Raw genomic sequence first — 17,277 nt, 5'->3', positions numbered from 1 at the left:
GGTTACGGATACAAACGATACAGCATACGTGGGAACGGAATCGTTTCACGTACATGATCGAGTCCACAAATCCATGCTACTGTACGCTCCAGGCCCAGTCCAAAACCAGAATGCGGAACGGTACCATAGGTGCGCAGATCCATATACCATTGGTAGGCTTCACGAGCCAAGTTATGCTCGTTAAAACGTTCTTCCATCAATGCTGGATCATCAATCCGTTGGGAACCCCCGATAATTTCGCCGTAGCCTTCAGGAGCGATCATATCGGCACACAGAACAACCTCTGGACGGGTCGGGTCTGGTTTCATATAGAATGCCTTAATGTGTGTCGGCCAATGTGTAATAAACACAGGCTTGTTATATCTTTCGGCAATCGCCGTTTCATGAGGAGCACCAAAGTCTTCCCCCCATGGGATATCGAAACCTTCACCTTGAAGGAAGGCAATCGCCTCATCATACGTAATACGTGGGAATTCGCCTTGAATTTGCTCCAGCTTCGAAACATCGCGTCCGATAGTTTCAAGCTCCTTCGCACAATTTTTCAGAACAGATTGCACGATATGGCTTACAAACTGCTCCTGTACGCACAAGGATTCTTCATGATCCACAAAAGCCATCTCAGGTTCGATCATCCAGAACTCAATCAGGTGACGACGTGTTTTGGACTTTTCCGCACGGAAAGTTGGACCAAAGGAATACACTTTGCCCAGCGCCATTGCCGCGGCTTCCATGTACAACTGTCCGCTTTGTGTCAAATACGCATCTTCATCAAAATATTTAATGTGGAACAACTCTGTTGTGCCTTCTGCAGAGGAAGGAGTCAAAATAGGTGGGTCCACCTTCGTAAAGCCGTTGCCGTTAAAGAATTCCTGTACAGCACGGATAATTTCCGCCCGTACGATCAAAACAGCACGTTGCTTGGCGGAACGCAACCACAAGTGACGATGATCCATCAGGAAATCTACACCGTGCTCTTTGGGTGTAATCGGGTAGTTTTCGGTCAAATGAATAATGTCAATGCCTGTAACCGTTAATTCAAAGCCTGATTGGCTACGCGGTTCTTCACGCACCACTCCAGTAACGTAAAGGGAGCTCTCTTGAGTCAAGGATTTGGCGTCATTCCAAATATCCTCGGACACTTCGCTTTTCACGATAACCCCTTGAATATACCCGCTGCCATCCCGCAGTTGCAGAAACTGAATTTTACCACTAGATCGTTTATTGTTTACCCAAGCGCCGATTGTAACCGTTTCCCCTACATGGCGACCCACTTGGGCAATCGTACTTTTATTCGTCATGACCGTCTCTCTCCTCTTAACCGAAAATCAAACAGCCCTTCCCCCTGGGTCAGGCTGTTTGCTCTCGCTGTTTGGTGCATGCGGAACTCAAACAATAGTCCACATGCATAAAGTTTACACTTTCGAACCGAACTACTGAACCAGACGGAACGTGTCGCGGGCAATAACCAGTTCTTCGTTCGTTGGAATGATCAGTACTTCTACCTTTGAATTTGCAGTTGTAATCCGGCGAGGCTCGCCAGAACGAATAGCATTCAACGATTCATCCAGCTCGACACCGAGGAATGTCAATTGCTCCAACACTCTCTTACGCAGAACGATGGAGTTCTCGCCTACACCTGCTGTAAATGCAATTACGTCTACCCCGTTCATTGCGGCAGCATACGATCCAATGTATTTGCGCAGACGGTATTCATACATTTCAAATGCCAATGTAGAATTAGCTTCGCCTTTTTCCATACCTTCTGTGATTTCACGCATGTCACTGCTGATACCGGAGATAGCTAAAAGTCCACTATGCTTGTTCAGCATGGAATTGACTTCATTGACAGTCAATTCTTCTTTGTTCATGACATAAGGTACGATTGCTGGGTCCAAATCACCACTACGAGTACCCATCATAAGGCCTTCCAGTGGAGTCATCCCCATGGAAGTATCAACAGACAAACCGCCTTGAACTGCTGTTATACTACCACCATTACCGATATGACAAGTGATAATCTTCAGGTCTTCCAAAGGACGACCAAGGAATTTGGCTGCTTCCTTACTCACAAAGTCATGGGAAGTACCGTGGGCACCGTAACGACGAACCTTGTACTTATTGTACAACACTCTTGGAATGGCGTACATATAAGCTTTTTCAGGCATGGTTTGATGGAACGAGGTATCGAATACTACAACCTGCGGTACATCTGGCATATTCAATTCAGCCGCTTTAATCCCCATCATGGAAGCAGGGTTATGCAGTGGCGCCAGGTCAAACAAGCGGCGGATTTCACTCTTCGCTTCAGGCGTTACAACTGCTGACTGTTTAAAGATTTCGCCTCCATGAACCACACGGTGGCCCACAGCCTGAATTTCGCTAGTACTGGAGATTACACCATGTTCAGCATCTGTGAGTGCGTTTAGCACTTTACGGATGGCTGTAGTATGTTCCAAAATTTCGCTAACTTCGGTGTATTCTTCTTTATTGGTTGGCTTATGCGTCAGAATGGAGGAATCCATACCGATACGCTCTACCAGTCCCTTTGCCAAAACGGACTCGTCCGTCATATCATACAATTGGTATTTCAGAGAAGAACTCCCTGCATTGATTACGAGAATTTTCATATCCGGTCACCATCCTTGTCGTACTTAAAGAAGCCTTCGCCCGATTTCACGCCCAGGTTACCTGCACGCACCATTTTCTTTAGTACGATGGACGGACGATATTTCAATTCACCAAATTCACGGAACATACGCTCCAGAGCAGCCAAAACGGAATCCAGACCAAAGCGGTCAGCCATTTCCAAAGGACCGTTTTGGAAGTTATAGCCGATTCGCATAGCGTCATCGATATCATCAGCGGAAGCCACGCCTTCTTGAAGTACATGGGCCGCTTCGTTAATCAGCAGACAGATAATCCGGCTTGTTACGAATCCAGGAGATTCATAAATCATGACTCCTTTTTTCTCCACTATTTCTTCCACGAACATCTTAGTGTTTTCAAAGGTATCATCCGAAGTTTTTAAACCACGAATAATTTCTACGAGATCAATACGGGATACTGGATAAATAAAGTGCATACCAATAACACGCTCTGGATACTTGGTCGAGCTGGCAAGCTCGGTCAGGCTCAGCGTGGATGTATTACTTGCAAGAATAATATTGTTTGGACACACATGGTCCAGCTCTTGGAACACTGCTTTCTTCTCGTCCAGATTCTCTGTAATAGTCTCAATGACCATATCACAGCTGCCGAGCTCCGCTAAATGGGATACTTTCTGAATGCGGGATAAGATCAATTTTTTCTCAGCTTGAGTAATTGCCCATTTTTCCAGTTGTTTGTCCAGACTCGTTTCAATCATATTGTAGGCGTAGTCTAGTTTCTCTGGTGTCTGCTCTACCAGCAGCACATCGATTCCTTTGGACGCGAGCATTTCAGAAATCCCCTGTCCCATGGTGCCGCCGCCGATGACGCCGATTTTTTTAAATTGCATGATTCTTAACTCCACCCTTTCCTGGTCACTCTCATATATTGTATCCTTCTTTGTCGAAAAATACATGTTTATGTCCCAATAGATAATAATATCTTAGCACGGACTAAAAGTAAAAAAAAATAACCAGCATAAAAAATTATGCTGGTAATAAAGCATTTTCACTAAATTGACATCTAAATTGGTCTCCAGACAAAGTTTCCTCCTTCATTAGGATGTCAAGTGAGTTGTCGAACACAGGACGATGCTTTTCCAGCAGTTCCAAAGTTCGGGTATGCAGGTCAGCCATAATCTCGCCATTTTCCCGCATGAGTTCTTCTTTCGTTACCATTTCCATGTTAATAATGCCAAGTGAAGTCAAACCGGAAGTCATCATCGTATGGACGATGTTCAGCGCCTGCTCAAAATCATTACTAGAGCCGGTACTTCGACCGCCATAGTACATTTCTTCTGCCGTAGCCCCTGCGAGCGAGATCATAATCTGCTCCTCCAGATACTGCTTGGTGTATAAATAATGCTCTTGCTGTGGATTATGGCGCACATACCCAAGCGCTTTCCCACGTGGGCTAAGTGCAACCTGGCTTACGCTACCAGGACGAACAATTTCGGCCATAATAGCATGTCCCAGTTCATGGATCGCTACACGTTTTTTCTCTTCCAAGGTCGATTCTCGATCTGTCTTTTCACCCATCATCACTTTGTCAATTGCCATCGACAGATGTTTCTGTGCAATCATTTTCTGATCCTGTCTCATCGCATAGATTGCCGCTTCATTCATTACGCTCTCCAGCTGTGCGCCAGAAAACCCATAAGATTCCTCAGCAATTTTATCCAGATTCGCATCTTCCTGAATCGGTTTGTTTTTGGCATGAATTTTAAGAATATGAAGACGGCCCTTCTTATCAGGCAAATCCACTTGAATATGACGGTCAAAACGCCCTGGGCGCGTTAAGGCGCTGTCCAGCATTTCTTTACGGTTTGTTGCCGCAATGATCAAAATCCGCGGTGTATCTACCGAGTAAATACCATCCATTTCTGTCAGCAACTGATTCAAAGTCTGATCATATTCTCGTTGCTGTCCACCCTCACGTTTACCACCAATTACGTCGATTTCGTCAATAAAAATAATTGCATTTTCCTTCTTTTCCTTGGCTGCACGAGTACGTGCCTCCCGGAACAACTCACGCACACGACCTGCTCCAACACCAACGTACATTTCAACAAATTCACTACCTGAGGCTGCAACAAAAACAGAATTAGTATAGTGTGCCGCTGCCTTAGCCATCAGTGTTTTTCCTGTTCCCGGAGGACCTGTGAGCAAAACGCCTTTTAATGGACGGATACCAAACTTGGAGATTTCATCATGTCGATTCAAAAAATCCAAGGCCTCACGCAGCTCCTGCTTAGCGCTTTCTTGCCCACCGATTTCCTCAAAAGTCAGCTTGTCCGGGCCATTTTTTTTACGTTTACGTTCTTGCCCAGCACCTACGGCCAAGCCTCCACGAGCATGCATGAGCATTAACAAGCCGCTGAACATCACACCAGCAACTAGAAGAGGGATAATATTTACCCCAATAAAAACGAGAAATATAATGGTTACCGGCACAATGCCGATTAATATTTCCTTGATCCATCTAGGCATTAGGCCATACCCCCATCTGCTGAGATTGACGTGGCAAAACGATAAACTTGGTCGCTTTCCCTTCGCTGAGTCGGATATAGACATTGTTCGAATCCATGTCGGTATCAGCTTTGATACCCGTCTTTTTCTTTTTCATATGCTCAACTGTAGATGAAATTTGAGTATACTTTCTATTTTCCATCGCTTCGGCTACAGGAAACATAGCCTCAGACCACCATTGATTCAGTGCTGAATTGGAACGGTCTGCAATATCGAGCTTAATGGTGCGGCTGCCAATGATGGATTGTCCTTTTTGCTTAACTACATCGACCAATCCGGCCACATCCGCCTGCGGTTTGAGATCTAGTTTCAATACAACCTGATCCTGTTTAATATCTATTTGAGCGCTTGTCACGCCTGGATATTGAGAAACCAGTTTTTCCAGAGGACTTTGCATTGTAACCTGACGGTAAATGAACCATCCCCCAAATAGCAGCAAAGCTGCCAAAACTGCCGCCACAACGATAGGAACTGCACGCAATTTCAAACAACATCCTCCTCTCAAAATGTAAAACTCAGAAGAAACGGGACGAATGTCAACAAACAACCAAATTGCATGATCTTACAGTGATCAGCAATTCTTTTTTCTATCATTTTTGTCTATCACTTATAAAATATAGTATATCATAACGTATATCTAAAATCGAAGGCAATGTGTGGAGGTGTTGTGATGAGGCAAAATCTTTGGTTATGGTGGAGGTGGGACGCTGCATGTAGGATTTGATCTTACGATCGCTCTTGCCCGCCATAAAGATGAATTTGCCTTAGGAGAGAAGTTGGGTAGGTAAAGATGCTTCGCTGGCATTCAGCTCATCTTTACGGCATAGCAAGACTAAAAGACGTAAATACGAATTTCATCGCATTTACGTCTTTTTCTTGAGCTTTTAATCATTTACTAGTCATTCATTCCACATCTGCTGATCCTCAACCAGCTCAGTTATTGGGCAAAGTATACTTTACCCCCGTCGCTCCCCCATCTGAAAAACGGTAAAAGGCATAGTAATGATGGCTTCCATCATCGTAAAACAGCTGCCACACATATTCGCCATTGAACACACTCGGCTGGAGGCTTACAATTTTTACACCTGGAAGCTGCTGCTGAATTAGCGACGTCATTTTTTGCTCGTCGACTCCGTTCTTCAGCAGCTCGGTATGAACACCGCTATTATCTGCGGCAGGTACGTTAGGTTGTCCCTCCACTTTTTGAAAAGGAACCCATACCATTATATTTTCATTCTGTGCATTTTTCCCTTGAACCACCCAATATACCTGATCCCACACAGACTTCCATGTTTGAGTCGTGCTAACCAGACCACCTGATTGCTTGGCCTTAATGATAGCGGCATTTTTCTCAGCCACCTGGTCTTGAGTAACATAGGAATAATACCAGAAAATGCTGACCAGGATCAGTATCACGGCCAAAATGGCGACCGCTATCCATTTTTTCTTATTTTTCAAACCCGTGCTTCCTCTCTAAGGGGATGTGACACCTGAATTAGCGCGACAGCAGCCCTTCAAAGGCGGCTTGTGCCTCATGTTTGATACGTTCCTCGTCCATAGTCAGGCATTCGCCGTTTTTCACAACCTGACGACCGTCTACCCACACATGAGCCACGTCCTTGGCGCTTGCAGAGTATACCGCATGGGAAATAAGATCTGTACGCGGCAAGAAATGTGCCTGATTCAGATCCAACGCGATAAAGTCAGCCTTGTTGCCTGCTGCCAACGCTCCTACTTCTTTTAAACCAATCGACTTTGCACCGTATTCTGTTGCCAGACGCAGCGCTTCACTTGCAGGAACTGCCGTAGGGTCACCGGATACACCCTTGTGAATAAGTGCTGCCAGACGCATTTCCTCGAACATATCCAGGTTATTATTGCTGGCAGGACCATCCGTTCCGAGAGAAACCGTAACCCCTGCACGCAGCAATTCAGGCACTCTTGCCACACCACTTGCCAGCTTCAAGTTGCTGCCAGGATTGTGGGAAACCGCTACACCACGTTCTGCCAGTAAAGCTATTTCTTCGTCGTTCAAATGAACGCCATGGGCAACAAGCGAAGGACGGGAGAAAAAGCCAAGCTTATCCAAGTGTGCAACCGGACGCAAACCGTAGTCGCGTACGTTTTGCTCTACTTCGGCGATCGTCTCAGACATGTGCGTATGCAGTGGCAAGTCCAGATCATGCGCAGCTTGTACGAATTTTTCAATAAACGCAGGTGGACATGTATATGGCGCATGCGGTGACATCATCGTTGTAATACGGCCGTCTGCTTTACCGTGCCAGTTACGCGCAAAAGTCACGGCCTCTGCCAGCTTGATTCGCTGTTCTTCCTCCGAACATAGTCCAATTGCTCCACGCATCAGACTTGCACGAATACCTGACTCTTCAGCCACACGAGCCACCTCATCCATATGATCGTACATATCGAGGAAGGTTGTTGTTCCACCTTTCAGCATTTCCAGCACAGACAAGGACGTACCCCAGTACACGTCTGTAGATGTAAACTTGGCTTCCATAGGCCACATTTTTTCCTGAAGCCATACTTGAAGTGCCAAATCATCTCCATGCCCACGCAGTAGAGACATCGCCGCATGACCATGAGTATTGATCAGACCAGGTAAAAACAATAGCCCTTTACCATCGATCGCTTCCGTCTCTTCCTCACCCGCAGGCAAGGTTTCGCCAATATAAGTAATACGACTATCCTCCACAATCATAAAACCATGGACTACCCCTGCTTCTGGTCCATTTACGGCAAAAGATCCGTTTTTAATCATCCATTTATTCACTGTCATATTGTGCTTCTTCCTTTCCGTCCTCCAAATAATAAGCGAGGCTAAGCAAATCAGTTGTAAAGTCTGTGGCATGAATCCGAATGTTGGCTGGTGCCTTGAGAGTAGTCGGTGCAAAGTTCAGGATCGCTCCAATTCCGCTATCAATAAGCCTATCAGCCACGTGCTGTGCTTCAAAATCAGGTACGGTAATAATCCCGATTCGAATGTTTTTTTCTTTCACAGTCGCTTCCAGTTCATCCATCGGTTGCACGACCAATGTATTGATCTTGGTTCCTACCTTATCCGGAAACGCATCAAATACCGCCACAATCTTCATATTGTCTTTTAAATAAGCGTTATAATTCGAAAGGGCTTGCCCCAGATTACCCGCTCCGACCAATACTACATTAATTTGTTGGTCGATTTTCAGGATATGGCGTATTTTCTCAATGAGATAAGAAACATCATAACCGATACCCTTCCGACCAAAATCTCCAAAATAAGCAAGATCTTTACGGATTTGGGCCGGGTTCAAATCTAGCCTCTGTCCCAGCTCTTGAGAAGAGACCGTAGCCACCTCCCGTTTGTGCAGTGCATTCAGATAACGTAAATATACGGGTAACCTCCGTACGACAGCCTCTGAAATTTTATCTGATTTCATACTTGCTCCCCCTAATTGTAACGAACATACTTATGTCCGTCCGTTATGCCTCTGTCTCCGGGGCGGATTGGAGCCATTCGGCGATGCGGGGCACCATTTGCTCCGATGGCATATGCTCCATTTTTGGTCCCGGTAACGAGTACAAAAAGTGCTTTCCGTAATAGGATTCAATCACACGCGTATCATAAACGATAACGACCCCGTGGTCGTTCGCTGTACGTACCAACCGACCAAATCCCTGTTTGAAGCGAATGACCGCTTGCGGTACAGACAGCTTCATAAATGGATTCTTCTTCTGCTGCTGGAGCAGTTCGCTTTTTGCCTCCAGCAGCGGGTGATTCGGCGGTTGAAACGGCAAGCGAACAATGGCTAGACAAGTCAGAGCCTTCCCCGGAATATCGACGCCTTCCCAGAAACTGCTGGTCCCCAGCAATACAGAAGCTTTCGCTTCCTGAAACCGGCGGGTTAGCTTGCTGCGACTTCCACTGTCCACACCTTGTCCCAGCACAGTAATTTCGCTGGATGCTAAGGCCTCTTTGAGCGGCTCATACACTTGCCGGAGCATCCGATAGGACGTAAACAGAACGAGCATTCTCCCACGTGTCGCCTGAGCAGTCGCTCCTAGAGAGCTAACGAGCATATCTACAAAATGCGCATCTCCTACACTGCCCTTCACACTTGGGAAATCCCGTGGAATAACCAGCAACACCTGATCCCTGTAATTAAAGGGTGACGGGAGCTGCGAAGTCATCAGCCGCTCTTGATCTGCGGCCTCCTGTAAGCCGAGCTGATCGATCATGTACTGAAACGACTTATCTACCGACAAGGTAGCAGAAGTCAGAATAATGCTTCTTTTTTTGTCAAAAAACATTTCTTTCAACTGGCGGCTCACATCGACGGGTACCGCATAAAATTGCAATGATTTACTACGGAATTGCCCGCTTGCCTCGAGCCAGTATACGGTTGTTTCATCATCGAGTCGGATAAAAAAGCGCAAATTTTCTCGAATCCCCGCCAAATCCTTGAGCAGACCCGTGATATCTGTAATAAGGCTATCCGCCGCATAATCGTCATGTTCTTCCTTGACGTCCAGCATCAGCTTGTCGCCCTTGCGCAAAATTTCGCTCATCGTTACATATAGCTGATTTTCCAAAGCTCCCGCCTGATCCCACTTTGCAGGCTTGGCCGAAGGTTTGAGACGGGAAGAAAACTGTCCTGTTTCACCCGGTGTCGCATCACTTCGCTCCGGCAACATGCCAAACAGCTTGTCGCTTAGCAGGTCCCAAGTTTCCTTCACCTCTAACACGAGCGGATACAGCTGGTCGATAGTTGAGGCCCAATCTGCCGACTTCTCGTGCCCCGATTTCGCCAACTGTTGACGAAGTGAAGGCAGTTGTCCATTCTTGCTGTCTTTGAACAGTCGCGTCAGTGTATGCACGAGTGTGAAATATTTCATATGCATACCTAGGTGTTTACCAGCTACTTCCTCCAGGTGATGGGCTTCATCTATCACCAGATGTTCATAGCTCGGCAATAACTGATGACTGGCTTTGACGTCTGTGAACAACTTAGAGTGATTCGTAATAACAACATCCGCTATTCCTGCTTCATGGCGTGCACGATGATAATAACATTTGCGGAACCATGGGCAGGAACGACCAAGACAGGACTCTGAATCACTCGCCACCGTTTCCCAGAAATCCCCTCCACGGTTGCTCAGATTCAGTTCTTCATCATCACCGGTTTCTGTTAGCGTCAACCAGACGATCATCTGAGCCGCTGTAATTAAATCTTCCTTCGGTGTAGCGAAGTCTCTTCTGTTTATTTTATGTTCAAACTTACGCAGACACAAATAATGTCCCCGACCCTTGAAAATAGCAGCCCGGAACGGAAACGGAATCACCTTGGTCAGCATCGGAATGTCGCGCTCGCGTAATTGCTCCTGCAGGTTGATCGTATGTGTACTCACCATAACGCGCTGTCCCTTTTTCACACTGTGATACAGCGATGGGAGCAAATAACCCAGAGACTTCCCTGTTCCTGTACCTGCTTCAATCAGCAGATGCTTGTCTTCACTCAGTGCCTGATTCACACCCTCAATCATCTGTATCTGCGCCTCGCGCTCCTCATATTGACTCAAGGATGAACGCAAATTGTCCCGCACATCATCCATGTACTCCTCAAAGGTAACACCTGACAGTGGATTCGGGTCATCTTCTCTACGCGGAGCAGCTAGCTCCGTCCAATCTTCCACTTTTAGCGCAAGCTGACGAAAAAACTGATATCCCTCCAAATCCTGAATAGGATCAAGCTCTTTCTCTTCACGCACCCCATCAAGAAACCATCCAAGGTCACTGTCTTCCTCTGCAAACAAATCACTAAGCCGCTGTATCGTTATCAGAGGTAATGCTTGAAGCTCACCCAGACACTTTAAAAACACCTCGGCCGTAGCCAATGCGTCGCTGTCTGCTTGGTGAGGGCGATCATGTGCCAGCCCGAACTCAGAAGACACAAAACCCAACTGATACGAAGATAGTGATGGAAACATAATTTTCAGAAAATCCATTGTATCCAAGATTCTTCCGCTAAATGGCAAGTATCCGCACCGATCCAGAGCGTTTTGCAAAAAATTAAAATCAAACGCCACATTATGACCGACCAGTACAACATCGTCCAGCATAGGCACAAGCTCCATCATCATTTCTTCAAGTGCAGGTGCATCCTTCACGTCATCGTCTGTAATTCCGGTCAATCCAGTGATAAAAGGTGGAATAGATCTGCCAGGGTTCACATAAGAGCCGTAAACACGGGAAATGCTGTTATCATGATCTATAATTGCAAGTCCGACTTGAATGATGTCATCCGCGGACTGGGTGCCTGTCGTTTCAAAATCCAATACCGCAAATTTCATTCGGGCTTAATCCTTTCTTATGACACTTACAAAAATAATAACTCCGTATATTAGCATAGCAGAAGATCGCGTGTTTGGAAATTAAGACAGCCAAAAAAGACGATGCATACGCCGCCTCAGGAGGTGGGCATGCATCGTCTTACTCGGTGTCTGACAACTACATCCAGGTCATTATGGAGCTGTCGTATCGAAGCTTTTCGGTACCGGACAAACAGGCTTCCATATTGTGCAGCGGCTCGGGTAACGCAGGATCTAACTGATGTGCGAGAGCAAAACATTTTTGCGCCTCCTCTACGTCAGCCTGCTTTGCCAACAGACAGCCTAGCGCATTATAGATGACCGCTTTTAGTCCTGCCTGCTCAGTCAGGTCCAGCACCTTCTGAAAATGGTATACAGCTTCTGCTGGATCATCTAGTTGAAAATAGGCCATTCCCATATACATGCGACTCTGCCAACTGTTCGGAAAATGCTGTAGTACCTGCTCAAATTGTTGGATCGCCTCAGAGTACATAAGTAATCGATAATACCCTTGCCCCCGACTAAAAGCCGGCAGCTCTTTTTCAGGCAGCTCCGTGTCAGACATATCGGTCTCCGCGGAAAAGCCGGCCGCACGCAGGCACACCATTTTTTCCTCAAAGGCCAGCCACTCATCCATAATTCCGTCACTCATTCTCCGCAGCAGACTCCAGTGCTGTAGCAGCTCCTGCCTGCGGGAGCCCTGGGCTGATGGGTAATGCTTCACGATATCATCTAACATGCTGTTCATTTCTGCGAATACATGCTGGAACATGTGCATCCCGCCCTTATGAAAGATGGATTAATACACTCACATTTTTCGCTTAAAAGACGGGTTTCATCCGCACTCCCATTCATTACATGATCGTCGCATGTACTTCTTTGTTCATCGTTTGGGCTGGTTTATTATGTTCATCAACAAATACCACTGTTGGTTTGTATGTTTTGGCCTCTTCATTTGACATGGAAGCATAGGAAATAATAATGACTGTATCACCAGGCTGCACCAAACGAGCTGCCGCACCGTTGAGACAGATCACACCGCTCCCACGCGGTCCGGGGATAACATAGGTTTCCAGTCGAGCTCCATTGTTATTGTTTACAATTTGAACCTTTTCATTCTCCAACAGATCCGATGTCTCCATGAGATCTTCATCTATAGTGATACTCCCCACATAGTTCAGGTTAGCTTCCGTAACCGTAGCGCGGTGAATTTTGGATTTCATCATGGTTCTAAACATGGGAAAGCACCTCCGCCTTCTGTATTCTTATATTGTCAATCAGTCGGGTACTGCCAAATTTCACAGCTAGCGCTACGATGATGTCTTCCTGAACATCACATAGCCGCTGCTCGGGAAGAAGGGGCTCCAGACCGGGAAAAGTTAAAATTTCAATGTAATCAATGTCTGCTAAAGGAGAGGAAGTAATGGTGGACTCCACCATTTGATGTAACTGACGAATCGTAATTGTGTTTGTTACAATATCTTCGCTCACTTCTTGCACCTTACGCAGTGACTGGGACAGCACCAATGCCTGCTCGCGCTGTTCTGCACTTAAATACACGTTACGGGAGCTGAGGGCCAAACCATCCGCCTCTCTGACGATGGGACAAGGTACGATAGTCACGTTCATATTGAGATCAGTCACCATCTGCTGGAGCACAGCAACCTGCTGTGCGTCCTTCATCCCAAAAAAGGCCAAATCAGGACCTATCATGTTAAAAAGCTTGGCTACCACCGTAGTCACACCATCAAAATGGCCGGGACGGGAAGCACCGCACAAGCGATCTGTCAAAGCGGATACACGAATTTTGGTTTGGGTTGGTTGTGGATACATTTCTGCTACAGTTGGCAAAAATACAATATCCACGCCCTCACGCCGTGCTACCTCCAAATCACGAGCTTCATCGCGGGGATAGCTTTCCAGATCTTCATTCGGTCCAAATTGGATCGGATTTACGAAAATGCTAAGCACCACCGTATCTGCCATTTCACGCGCCTTGTGCATCAAGCTCGCATGTCCTTCATGCAGGTATCCCATCGTTGGTACAAAGCCGACTTTATGTTGCAGTAAAGAGGCAGAATCGTGTACCGTTTTTGCTCCATTGGCTCCAAGTTGCCGACGTTCGGCAATAACCTTGCGTAGTTGAGCCACTTCTCTTACGATGATCATGACTGAGATTCCACCTTTTCCTTAGCTTGTTTCTGCGCTTGTCCTTTTGCCTGTCCGTACAAGGACTCCAGGGACTCCACAACACGGTCATCCGCGCTGAATACATGCTCTGCGGCCGGGAATGCCCGCCCTTTCACATCACTCACATACTGCTCAATGCTGCTACGGATCAAGCCGCCTACATCGGCATAGGTTTTAACAAAGCGTTTGCTGAAATAAGGAGATGCGTACTGAATCAGATCGTGATAAACAAGTACTTGACCGTCACATCCACGTCCTGCACCGATTCCAATGGTTGGAATGGAAAGTTCTTTAGAAATCGCCGTTGCCACTTCCTCAGTCACCAATTCCAAGACAATACCAAAGGCACCCGCCTGCTCTAATGCCTTGGCATCTGCCATCAACCGGCGTGCGTCTGCTTCGTCCTTACCTTGAATGCGATAGCCACCAATTTGATTAACTGATTGCGGAGTAAGCCCGATATGTCCCAGCACAGGTACACCTGCCTGAACAGTCGCTTTTACGACATCGGTAATTTCAGCTCCGCCCTCCAATTTAACAGCATGCGCATGTCCTTCTTGCATCAGACGGCGGATGCCTTGAAGACTTTCGGATATGCTGCCGTGATATGTCATAAAAGGCATGTCCGCTACGATAAATGTATTCTCAGCGCCTCTTGCAACTGTCCGGGAATGGTACACCATATCATCCAAGGTCACAGGGATGGTCGAATCGTAACCAAGAACTACGTTACCCAGCGAGTCCCCCACGAGAATGATGTCAATTCCCGCCTCCTCGGCTATCTTAGCCGATGGATAATCATAGGCGGTCAGCATACTGAGCGGAATGCCCTCCTGCTTCATTTTTTTCATTTTTACAATATTCAGCGCTTGTTTTCCTGCCATCGCGAATGGCTCCCTTCCATCTTTTTTTGGCACAAAAAATAACCTTTTATGAACGCCTGTACATCTGCGTCATCAAAAGGTCCGAACAGCCAAAAAAGACACTCATTTTGAGATCGTCCCTTCTGTCTCGGTCCTGTTCGGCTCAGAGCAGAATCCAACGTAACCTTCAAATGAAGTTATGATGGTCTTACAAACTTGCTAAAGTAGAGCAATGTGCCCTTGGAGTGCAGCTCGGACCGTCCGATGCCGCCTCCTGCACAGTATAACAAAAAACATCAGCTTTTTCACGTGAAGTTTCACACAGGAAACAGAAAGATTGTGGTCGTATACTCAGCTAGGGTCGCTTCTACAATTGTATATCCCCTGAAATAACCTGAATCCGCTCACCCTGGTTCGTTTCTATCACTAGTGCCCCTGAAGGGTCCAAGCCCACCGCTGTACCTTCTACCGCTATTCCTTGTCCCATATGTGCCCGAACGCTGCGGTTCATCGTCACGGATAACGCCTCCCACAGCATGGCTATGGGCTGGAACCCCTGCTCGGCATACAACTTACTTAGCAGCTCCATTTCTTCCAGAACTGCAGCAATCAGTGCAGTACGGTCAATTTCAAGCCCTGCTTCTATTTTCAAGGATGTCCCTACATGGGATAGCTCTTCCGGGTAATCTTCTTTATTTAAATTTACGTCAATGCCGACCCCTGCAATACAGTAGCGGACCCGTTGATCCTCTGTTGCAGATTCCAACAGAATACCGGATACTTTGCGACCATGAATCAACAGATCGTTTGGCCATTTGATTCCTGCCTCCACACCCGTCAGCCGACGAATGGCTCTACACACTGCTACACCTGTAAGTAGCGTTAGCTGGGGGGTAAAAGCTAAGGGCTGGGTGGGGCGCAATACAATGCTCATCCATATCCCTTTGCCGCGAGGGGAATACCATTTACGTCCCTGACGTCCCCGACCCGCCGTCTGTTCTTCTGCCAGCACTACCGTTCCCTCCGGCGCATCCTCTTCTGCTAAACGCATAGCATCCTGCTGAGTGGATACCGTCGAATCCAGCACTATGATACGCTGGCCAAACGATTGTGTAGTTAATAGATCTGCCAGTTTGGATACTTCCAATCGGTCAGGCCGAGATATCAACCGATAGCCCCGGCGCGAAGAGGCATCGATATTATAACCCAGCTCACGCAGTTTGTTGATTTGCTTCCATATTGCTGTGCGACTAACGGAGAGGCGTCGGCTAATCTCCTCACCAGATACGTAATCGGATGAACCTTCCTCCAGTATGCCTAACAGTCTATCATGATTATTCACTACTCATCACCCGTTTCACTTCCTGAAGCAATGTTTCTGTTTCATTCGGGATATCTCCGCAAGCGACCGCTTGTAAAAGCCGTTCCATCATCTGCCCCAGCCAAGGTCCACCTGGTCGATTCATTGCCTGAACCAGTTCATTTCCAGTAATATTTAAATCTTTGATACGAACGACGACAGCCTGCTGTGTCCACGAGTTTGCCAGTTCGGCAATCTTCTTCACATGCTTTTCTACCCACGGTGGTAATCCACGGAACGAAGAAGGCAGTGTCTTGTGAAGCTCCAGCCAGTCTGAAGCTGTATCCTTTCCCAGCTTAATTAACAATCGAATCCAGTTACGACGCAGTACCTCGTCGTTGATAGGGTCAGAATCTCTCGAAACAGAGTTGTCAGCTATGGCAACAGCATGGCTGATGAGCTCGGTCTCCCATTCCAATAAATGAACCAAACGCAAACGTACGGCGTTGGAAAAGGTCCAAGCTCTTAATAGCTCGTCCGCTGCCTCGGAGCTAAGTCTACAAGACATAAGGAGCAGACCCCACCGTAGCTCTGCTGGCAGCTGCACGATCTCCTTGAGCGCCTGTGCGTCACATTGTTCCCAGGGAACCGGAACCTTCGTACAGCCAAGCAATCCGCTACGTCCCAGCATCTCCAATCCACGTAATGGGTCAGGCCCCGCTAGCATCTTTTCTAACTCGACTCGTACCCGTTCCATGGCTATATATCGAAGTCCCTCTCTGCGACGGATCATACCTTTCCAGGTATTGTAGGCCACCCGGAACCGAAATACAGAGGCAAAACGGATGCAACGCAGCATTCGCAGCCCGTCCTCCTCAAAGCGTTCCTCAGCTCGTCCCACACAACGAACGAGAGCAGCTCGCAAATCGGCTCCTCCCCCAAACGGGTCCACCCGCTCTCCGTGTTCTGCCATCGCAATCGCATTCATAGTAAAATCCCGTCGCATCAGATCCTCACGGATATCCTTCACGAAGGCAACTTCCGTTGGACGGCGGTGATCGGCATAACCGCTTTCTGTACGAAAAGTGGTCACCTCGAACGCATGGCCACCCTGCATAACCGTTACCGTCCCATGCTGGATTCCTGTCGGAATAACATGAGGGAATAGCGCTAAGACCTGTTCAGGCTCAGCCGAAGTGGTCAGATCCATATCATGAATAGCTCGTCCTAATATCTCATCCCGCACACAGCCGCCAACCCAGTAAGCTTCGTGGCCTGCTGCTGTTAGTGTATGTATGACCTCTCTGCCATGAAGTGCCATCTCTTGGTCAGCGCATTGCCAAGTATTTGTATTCATAGGGTTTCCCCCTTTGCAAGTATTCAA

At 47.2% G+C, this 17,277-nt stretch carries 15 protein-coding genes; all 15 read right to left on the bottom strand.

The annotated features are described in order from the left end of the window. Positions 1–2: 2 nt before the first annotated feature. Positions 3–1,298 carry an asparagine--tRNA ligase gene (asnS, locus tag ACEN8J_RS08035; protein WP_430025038.1) on the bottom strand — a complete coding sequence of 432 codons (1,296 nt, stop codon included), beginning with the start codon at positions 1,296–1,298 and terminating at the stop codon, positions 3–5. A 132-nt stretch (positions 1,299–1,430) separates the two neighbouring features. Further along, positions 1,431–2,627 carry an acetate/propionate family kinase gene (locus tag ACEN8J_RS08030; protein WP_029517375.1) on the bottom strand — a complete coding sequence of 399 codons (1,197 nt, stop codon included), beginning with the start codon at positions 2,625–2,627 and terminating at the stop codon, positions 1,431–1,433. Next, positions 2,624–3,496, bottom strand: coding sequence for a 3-hydroxyacyl-CoA dehydrogenase family protein (locus ACEN8J_RS08025; protein WP_029517374.1), 873 nt, complete (start codon positions 3,494–3,496; stop codon positions 2,624–2,626). The genes ACEN8J_RS08030 and ACEN8J_RS08025 overlap by 4 nt, the downstream gene beginning before the upstream one ends. Positions 3,497–3,632: 136 nt before the next feature. Beyond that, positions 3,633–5,135, bottom strand: coding sequence for an AAA family ATPase (locus tag ACEN8J_RS08020; protein ID WP_029517373.1), 1,503 nt, complete (start codon positions 5,133–5,135; stop codon positions 3,633–3,635). Beyond that, a complete protein-coding gene (locus tag ACEN8J_RS08015; protein WP_029517372.1) occupies positions 5,128–5,661 on the bottom strand; it encodes a hypothetical protein in 534 nt (177 codons plus the stop codon). Before ACEN8J_RS08015 ends, ACEN8J_RS08020 begins: the two co-directional genes overlap by 8 nt. 446 nt (positions 5,662–6,107) lie before the next feature. Further along, positions 6,108–6,632 carry a cell wall elongation regulator TseB-like domain-containing protein gene (locus ACEN8J_RS08010; RefSeq protein ID WP_039271118.1) on the bottom strand — a complete coding sequence of 175 codons (525 nt, stop codon included), beginning with the start codon at positions 6,630–6,632 and terminating at the stop codon, positions 6,108–6,110. Between the two features lie 37 nt (positions 6,633–6,669). Then, positions 6,670–7,971, bottom strand: a complete 1,302-nt coding sequence (locus ACEN8J_RS08005) for an amidohydrolase (protein WP_069011508.1) — start codon at positions 7,969–7,971, stop codon at positions 6,670–6,672. Continuing rightward, entirely contained in the window at positions 7,958–8,611 is a 654-nt protein-coding gene (locus ACEN8J_RS08000) for a redox-sensing transcriptional repressor Rex (RefSeq protein WP_029517369.1), read from the bottom strand. Before ACEN8J_RS08000 ends, ACEN8J_RS08005 begins: the two co-directional genes overlap by 14 nt. A 43-nt stretch (positions 8,612–8,654) precedes the next feature. Next, positions 8,655–11,522 (bottom strand): ATP-dependent DNA helicase DinG, encoded by a 2,868-nt coding sequence (gene dinG / locus ACEN8J_RS07995; RefSeq protein ID WP_318627170.1) that lies wholly within the window; start codon positions 11,520–11,522, stop codon positions 8,655–8,657. A 157-nt stretch (positions 11,523–11,679) separates the two neighbouring features. Beyond that, positions 11,680–12,312 carry a tetratricopeptide repeat protein gene (locus ACEN8J_RS07990; RefSeq protein ID WP_069011506.1) on the bottom strand — a complete coding sequence of 211 codons (633 nt, stop codon included), beginning with the start codon at positions 12,310–12,312 and terminating at the stop codon, positions 11,680–11,682. A gap of 82 nt (positions 12,313–12,394) precedes the next feature. Then, positions 12,395–12,778, bottom strand: a complete 384-nt coding sequence (gene panD, locus ACEN8J_RS07985) for an aspartate 1-decarboxylase (RefSeq protein ID WP_013371641.1) — start codon at positions 12,776–12,778, stop codon at positions 12,395–12,397. Beyond that, entirely contained in the window at positions 12,771–13,709 is a 939-nt protein-coding gene (gene panC / locus ACEN8J_RS07980) for a pantoate--beta-alanine ligase (RefSeq protein WP_069011505.1), read from the bottom strand. The genes panD and panC overlap by 8 nt, the downstream gene beginning before the upstream one ends. After that, the gene (gene panB, locus ACEN8J_RS07975; protein WP_039271112.1) at positions 13,706–14,614 is read right to left on the bottom strand and encodes a 3-methyl-2-oxobutanoate hydroxymethyltransferase; all 909 of its coding nucleotides are present in this window, start codon (positions 14,612–14,614) and stop codon (positions 13,706–13,708) included. Before panB ends, panC begins: the two co-directional genes overlap by 4 nt. Positions 14,615–14,960: 346 nt before the next feature. Then, positions 14,961–15,935: a biotin--[acetyl-CoA-carboxylase] ligase gene (locus ACEN8J_RS07970; protein ID WP_495594402.1), complete on the bottom strand. Its 975-nt coding sequence runs from the start codon at positions 15,933–15,935 to the stop codon at positions 14,961–14,963. Further along, positions 15,928–17,250 carry a CCA tRNA nucleotidyltransferase gene (locus tag ACEN8J_RS07965; protein WP_029517363.1) on the bottom strand — a complete coding sequence of 441 codons (1,323 nt, stop codon included), beginning with the start codon at positions 17,248–17,250 and terminating at the stop codon, positions 15,928–15,930. The genes ACEN8J_RS07970 and ACEN8J_RS07965 overlap by 8 nt, the downstream gene beginning before the upstream one ends. Positions 17,251–17,277 lie beyond the last annotated feature (27 nt).

This window comes from Paenibacillus sp. Paensp38, assembly GCF_059491915.1.
Note: the sequence above shows the minus strand (reverse complement) of the source record. Positions and strands in the feature narration are given on the sequence as shown.